This is a genomic window from Avibacterium endocarditidis, assembly GCF_002921145.1.
Lineage (GTDB): Bacteria > Pseudomonadota > Gammaproteobacteria > Enterobacterales > Pasteurellaceae > Avibacterium > Avibacterium endocarditidis.
The window spans coordinates 1-6,744 of the sequence record NZ_PQVI01000084.1 but is presented as its reverse complement, the minus strand read 5'-3'; the positions used below and the strand labels follow the sequence as shown (position 1 = coordinate 6,744).

Sequence of the window (6,744 nt, the reverse complement as noted above, 5' to 3'; positions counted from 1 at the left end):
GAAACTCGCTGAGCCTGAGAAGCCGTAACCAACGGTTACTTGACCGCTCACATTCATTTGTTTGCCTTTATAGGTCATGGTATCTTGCAGGCTTTCAATGTTAAGGTTTTCCGCATCAACCATGATGCCGTTGCCTCGCACTTGAGCGCCTTTGATATTGGTGTCGCCACCGCTTTGAATAATGGTGTGGCTACCTTTATCGCCAATATGACTTGTTCGCCAAGTGGTTTCATCGCCATTGCCATAGCCTTTGCCGTAGTTGCCGCCTGCGGTAATCCCAAAAGCAAAACCATCAGAGCCATAACTCACTGCCACACCCGCATTAAACCCACTAGATTTATTTTTGCTGCGTTCTTGGTGGGTTTGTTTGACAGCCAGTAAATTGATTTCATCATCCGCTTGTAAGATTGTGCCTTGTTTGCCTGAGACATCAGAGCCTACAATGTTAATATCTGACGCCTTGCCTGCCCCTGTAGCGGTAATGATTACTTTTCCTCCTGCGTTAATTGCACTGTTTGTGGCAGTGTTGCCTTGAGTATCGGTGGTTTGCACATTTTTTTGTTCGCCATAAGTAATAGACACACTGGCATTCATCGCTCCTTGAGCTAGATTACCATTCGCCATTTGGCTTAAGGTTTCACTGGCTTTCATTAAACCCTCACCTGCTCGATATGCACCCCACGCAGTGTTCGCTGCTGCCATTGCATTAACACGGCTATGTTTGCTTTCGCCCATTTGTTTAGCTTGTTCCGCTACAGCAAGGGCATTTTGCACCGCTTGCACCACAGGAATATTTACCGCAATGGTGAAGCCTTTTTGTTCCATGGTGTGTTTATAATGGCTTTCGTATTTGTCATCGGTTGCCAAAATATCGACTTTTTTCGCACCGATATTCACATCACCTTCAACAGAAGAAACCGTACTGCCTTGTTGTTGGTAATGGTCTTGAGCAAGTAGGGTAGTATTCCCTTTTAGGCTGCCTACTTGGCTGCCTGTAGCGTAATATTTAGTTTGATCATTTTCTGTGGTGTCTTTTTTGCTTCCTACGGTAAAACCAACGCCACCGCCCGAGCCCATTAGCCCTGATTTTTGTTTACTATAAAAATCTTCTGAATAAATACGGTTTTCAGCTTCTTGAATCCTTATGTTCTTGGCTTTGGCAATAAGATTATTTTCCGCTACAACAGAAGAACCCTGTATAGTGAGATTTCCCTTATTTGTATTAAAGGTAACATTTTTGCCATCAATGATTGAGCTTTTGGCTAAATCATTATTGTGTGCGTGTTTACGGATAATGGTGGTTTTGCTTAAGAATCCACTTGTTGTCCCTTTTGAGCTCGAAGAAAGTTGCTCTTTATTGCGTCCTTCTTCAATGCGAATATCACCATTTGAAGAAAGATTAACATCACCATTTTCGCTATGGATTTCTCCTTGGCGAACGACAGTGCCTTGCTCACTCACAAGGGTGATATTGCCTCCTCCATTCAGTTGGGAGCCGACTTCTTGTTGTTGATTTAGACGATAGTAATTATCCGCATCCGCATTGTAATCCGTTTTATTTTGTATATTAATCGTACCAATATCAATCTGTTTGGCTTGAACAAGCATTTCACCTGCACTATTGAGTACAGCACCTTTAGTGGTAACGCCTTGTGGGCTGTAAATGGTCAATTTTCCAGTTTTATCTTTGACATTAATGCTGGCGAGATTATCTAAATTAGTGCGGTTAAATTCATTACCAAAGTCATCTTGATAAGCTCGGCTACTTGTTGTACTTGCGATTTCAACGCCTGTTTTGCCAACTAATGTAGCACGACTTAATGCTTCAATTTTACCGCCAAGGTTGACTAATTTTTGCTCCGCAAGTAAATTAACGGAATCCCCCAAAACAAGCCCTTGGTTATTGAGATTTTGGGCTGAAAGTGCGGTTAGATTTCGCCCGGCAATGGTTCCTGTGTTAGTGATATCGCCATTGAGGCTTCCTACAATTTCTCTTGCTGAAATTAACGCCCCTTGTGAACTCACATCAAGGTTACGGGAAACAAGGTAAACTTGTGGGGTGAGAACAGTCAGTTTCTTGCCACTTGGTAGAGTGATTTCTTTATTCACAAACCACACCATATCTGAGGTTAGCTCTGCCATTTGTTCAGCCGTTAAACCTATGCCTAAACTCAGGTTAAATTTCTTCGCATAATGGATACCACTATCCATTAACGCTTTATATTGTTCGATGTCAGAACTGTAATTATCGAGGAAACGACGCCCCGTAAGTTGATGAATTTGTTCGTTTATCAAGCGTTGTTCATAATAACCATCACCTAATCGTTTCTGTACATTTTCGTGATCGTAACGCAATGCGTTAAACATATAGTCAGAGCCAAGCCATTGTTTACGGTCAATAAAACGAGGATCGGTTTCCACTAAATAGCCATTAGGGGCATCAGGGTTGATTTGATAAAGGCTTGCTTGTGGAAGACGAATATCCACTAAATGGGTTTTAATGGTTGGTATTCGGTCATTTCCTAATTGTTCTGGGTAGTGGGCAACAACCTGACCAGAAATAATTTCATTCTGTGCTGTTGTTGATACATTTTTTAATGCAATGTTCGCACTTTCTGCCTGAGAAGCGATGTTTACGCCAGTGCCATTAACCGGGGAACCAATTTCGTTTAATACCAAGTTGAAATTGAAATGTTCTGTCGGGTGAACATCTTCATACTTTAGACCATTACGATGGTAATGATAGTAACGTCGTTTTCCTTTTTCTTTCTGATACGGTATTCAATACGATAAGTCCCACTATCATTACGATCGATATTGCCAATTAAATCTTCATTAATAAGGGTTGATGTGTCAGAAGATAGGTTATCACGTAGATTTTGGGTAATAACTTTATCATCAAGGGATAAACGATCGCCAATTAATAATTGACTGTATTGATTATGAAGGTGTTGACCAGATAAGTGTAATGATCCACCAATCAGAATTTTAGCGGGATCGCTATCTTCTAGTGTTGTTGTTTCTGTTGTACGGTTATACCACCAAGAATACCAACCAAAACCCGATACTTTTTACCGTTATTTAGACGAAAGTAGGAATGTTGATCTCTGCTTCCATTATTAACATAATATACGCCATCATAAATTTTCCCATTTGTATTGCCTCGATAGCGAGTACTACTATTTCCTAAAGCGTGTTCTTCAAAATATTCTTTCTCTGTTTGAATACCTGTTTTAATATGTAAATCGTGGTTAAAGAGTTTTTCAGTACGAATATCCCCATCACCTAGGGCTTCAATCGTTGCACTACCATTGTCGATTAAGGTCGCTTTGCCCGTTGCTTGATTATGCTCATCAAGCTCACCACCAATAGATAAATTTCCAAGGCTTAATATGAGACTATGATCTTTATTCACTAAAGTATGGATACCGAGATCGAGCTTTTCTCGAGCGGCTATCGTTGCTGATTTATCACCCTCATTTAAATTATTTAATTGTTCAGCTTGAATAGCGAGGTGATTACCATAAATTTTACCCGTACCTAGATTATTCAATATCCCCGTTTTAATTATATTTTCAGTACCATCAATGAGCCCATAGTTTGTCACTGTATTGGTATTAATTAATGTCCGTTTTGATGAAATCTCAGCCTCTTTATTGTTCAGGAGATTTTTGGCTGTAAACATTGCTTGGTTGCCGACAATTAAAGGGGAATTATTGACAAAGCTCCCCGCTGCGCTAAAGGTGAGATTATTCCCAATTTGAAATGCGTGATTTAAGGTAAAATCATCTGTTAATTGGATAACTGCATTCCCAGCTGTTTTAATGGTTCCTTCATTAAGTAAGGTTTTGCTGTTATATTGAACTGTCTCCCAGCCTCCAGCAGCCCATCTTGATTATCAATAACCAGTTGGTGTTGCGGGGATAAAATCGAAACCGTATTCCCACCCAAAATTTCACCGCGTTGATTATTGAGTATTTGTTCAACCCGTGCAGAAAGATTTTCAGTGGCATAAATCCCTCCATTCTGATTATTTAATTGTGAAATATTGAGTTGAAGCTGTTTTCCTTGCAGCCCCTGTGTCGGTGTTGTTTGTGTGGCTTTGGTTTGTTGATTATGGAGTTGTTGAGCATTCACAGTTAATTGATTATCCGCACCAATCAAGGAGCCTTGAGCAGATAAGGTTCGATTATCAACTTCTGTTGCAGCTACACTGACATTCCCACCCAGATTGTGCCTTCTTTATTATCAACTTGTGCAGCCTGAATTATCGTATTCTGTTGCCCGTTGATATTTCCTTTGGTATTAAGGAGTGATTGGGCATTGACCGTTAAATTTTGCCCTGTTGCGATACGCCCTTCAGTATTATTTAATTGAGAGACTTGGTCTAGCAACACTTCGCCTAATCCAATAATGCCTTGATTGGTGCGTTGAGTAAAACGGTTATCTAATAGTGAAGAATGGGTATTCAATGTAAGTGCTTCATCACCGCGTAATAAACCTTGTTGATTATTTATTTCACCTGTCTTTAACGCTGCTCGCTTAGCAAAAATTTGTCCTTGCTGGTTGTTGAGAGAAGCCTGCTGAGTATCAAGCGATAATGTACCTTGGCTACCTAATGCACCCAAAACATTGTTGATCATATTTGAGACTACTGTCAGCGTTTTGTTCGCCAAAATTGTGCCATTCTCATTATTGAGATTACCAGTATTGAGGCTTGTCTCAGATCCGATTATTGTGCCTTTCGCATTATTTAACGGATTTGTATTTACGTTCAGCTTTTTCTCTGTGCCGATAAAACCACTGCTATTATCGATCTGATGGCTGTTAATAGATAAATCACCTAACGCAATAATTCCTTTGCTATTATCATCGGTAAGGGTATTTTTATTGGAGATTTTGCTATTTTTTGTATTGATAGCGGCATTACCAATGCTTTGAATTACGCCATTATCATTGATTAAGTTGCCACTTTCTATGCTCAAATTGTCGCCAGAAAAAACTAAGCCTTGTGTAGAATTAAATTGATTTTTAACACGAAGCGTAAATTGCTTACCCGAAATAAAACGGCCAGCCGTATTATCCACGTTCTCAGCGTCAAGGGTAAAATTTCCTCCCACACTTAAGGTGCCACCTTGATGGGAAATCGTATTGGCATTTAAGCGAAAATGCTCCGTGCCAAGCTGCTGCCATTGTGCATTCTGCATATTTAAATCTTTTTGCGTTGTTTGAATACGCTGTGCAGTCAGTTGACTATGTTGGGTGGAAAGGGTTTGTGGCGTAAAAATGGTTAAATTCTCCACTGCACTTAATTGGCTATAGTTAGCCGTGACATCACCATTATTAGCGTGGAGAGAAATCCCATAAGCATTATTTCTGCTGTGATCTAAATTAATTACTTGAGCCGATACATTAAATTTACCTGAGGCAGCCTGTTGCCCTGCCAGTTGAGCGATATTTTCCGATTGAATATCAATGGTTGCCTCTTGTGCAGATTGTGAGGCTAATTGGTGGGTTTCCTTATTCTCCGCATTCGTGGTGATCACACCGGCAGCAATAAGTGACTCTAGCGTTGCGTTAATGTTAGCGGCTTGGTAATGAATGTTTCCTCGTGCTAAGGTTGTCCCCGTTTGGCTTAAGGTATTCTTTGTTTTTGCGTTGATAGCACCTTGGCGAGCAATAAGTTGCCCATTTTGTTTGATACCCGTATTTGAATGTAATTCAATATTTTGCGTTTTTGTTTCAATACGCCCCGTATTTTCAATATCGAGTTGACTTTTGGCACTGAGTTGTTGAGCGGCGCTGAGTATCCCTTTATTGACAATTTTCCCTTGTGAGTCAATCACTAAATTCTCCGCACTCGCCCCAATATGCCCTGTATTACGCACGCCTAATCCTTGCTCAGTACCAACAAGATGAATTTTTCCTGCATACATACCGCCAAGTTCACTCACATCTAAGGCAAAGTGCGGTGTATTTTCACTGAGATTTTGGCTGTCAATACGGGTAATTTGTAGTTCACTGTCGGTATTGGCAAGATCCGCTTGTTTGACGGTATTTTTCCCTGTAACCACATTGAGCTTTTTGCCTGCCCAAATGCCTGCATTGATTTCTGCTTCTCGAGCAAGGATATCCGTATAATCTACACGGCTGTTATCTAAACCCCGACCGCTGACTTTCATTTTGCCTTTTTCGACCTGAAAGCCTGTTACACGTCCCTCTTCAATCAGTGGTTTGCCTGTGGTCATTGTGGAACGGGTGGCGTTAATCGTGCCACAGCCATCACAGTGCAGCCCATTTGGGTTGGCGATAATTACTTCGGCTTTTTTCCCTGCCACTTCAAGATACCCCTTCAGTTGGGTTGGATTTGTAGAGGTGACTTCATTGAGAATGACTTTGGCTTCACCACGTGCAAGATAGGGATTGCCTTGTATTAATCCAGCTTGTTGAGTTTGAGTGGTCTTGTGGCTGTTATTAAGAATTGCCCCTTTTTTATCTACATTAAAATCCTGGTATTTATTATGGGAAAGCCCTTTATCATTGGGTGTTTGAATATTGACTTGTGGCAATCCATTAGCAGTTTGAAGGATAATGGGTTGCTGATTTTTAGGTGCATTAGGATCGGCTTTGATGATTAAGGTTTCTGCAAATGCAGAGAAGGAAAAAACAAAACCCAAAGCACAGAATAAACGGAAAGTGAGCGGTTTTAAGGTGGCAAAAATCGGTAAAAAACCAACCGCACTT

The 6,744-nt window shown here is 40.6% G+C and carries 4 protein-coding genes; all 4 read right to left on the bottom strand.

All coding sequences use genetic code 11. The features are described 5' to 3' along the window. On the bottom strand, window positions 1–2,679 hold a 2,679-nt coding region (locus tag C3Z13_RS06620; protein WP_181022024.1), incomplete at its 3' end, for a hemagglutinin repeat-containing protein. A 328-nt stretch (window positions 2,680–3,007) separates the two neighbouring features. Continuing rightward, window positions 3,008–3,685, bottom strand: coding sequence for a hypothetical protein (locus C3Z13_RS06615; RefSeq protein WP_103855401.1), 678 nt, complete (start codon window positions 3,683–3,685; stop codon window positions 3,008–3,010). Between the two features lie 107 nt (window positions 3,686–3,792). Further along, window positions 3,793–4,164, bottom strand: a complete 372-nt coding sequence (locus tag C3Z13_RS06610; RefSeq protein ID WP_103855400.1) for a hypothetical protein — start codon at window positions 4,162–4,164, stop codon at window positions 3,793–3,795. A 44-nt stretch (window positions 4,165–4,208) separates the two neighbouring features. Next, window positions 4,209–6,744, bottom strand: a 2,536-nt coding sequence (locus C3Z13_RS06605; RefSeq protein WP_146256879.1) for a filamentous hemagglutinin N-terminal domain-containing protein, incomplete at its 5' end; no start/stop codon positions are given.